This is a genomic window from Vibrio sp. 1078-1 (assembly GCF_033340475.1).
The window spans coordinates 1-507 of the sequence record NZ_JAWOWM010000975.1; the positions used below are offsets into that span (position 1 = coordinate 1).

The following is a 507-nucleotide window of genomic DNA, read 5'->3' on the forward strand; positions in this document are numbered from 1 at the left end:
CATTTGCTGATAAGCAAAACACCAAACCAGCGATAGTCAAAGTGATTCAGACCTTTGTGCATGAAGACACTAAGCATACCTTGTATGAAGCAGGCAAGCTTACCATCATGCTGCTGTTTATCATTGCTAATGCACTGATCTTAAAACACGTACTGACTGAAGAACGTATCCCTCAGATGATCACGGAATCGATGCTGTCTGCGGGGCTTGGGCCAATTACGTTCTTGATAGTTGTGAACTTATTGCTCCTGATCGGTGGTCAGTTTATGGAGCCTTCGGGCTTATTGATCATCGTTGCTCCTTTGGTGTTCCCAATTGCCATTGCGCTGGGCATCGACCCAATTCACCTCGGTATCATGATGGTGGTGAACATGGAAATCGGCATGATAACGCCACCAGTCGGGTTGAACCTGTTTGTAACGGCTGGGGTGGCAAGAATGTCGATGATGAAAGTTGTAAAAGCGGCATTGCCATGGATGGGTGTCATGTTCTTGTTCTTGATAATTG

1 protein-coding gene is annotated in these 507 nt (G+C 46.0%); it reads left to right on the forward strand.

Features of this window, described 5'->3' with window-relative positions; genetic code table 11:
• Positions 1-507, forward strand: a 507-nt coding sequence (locus tag R7190_RS31165) for a TRAP transporter large permease subunit (protein WP_318138380.1), incomplete at both ends; no start/stop codon positions are given.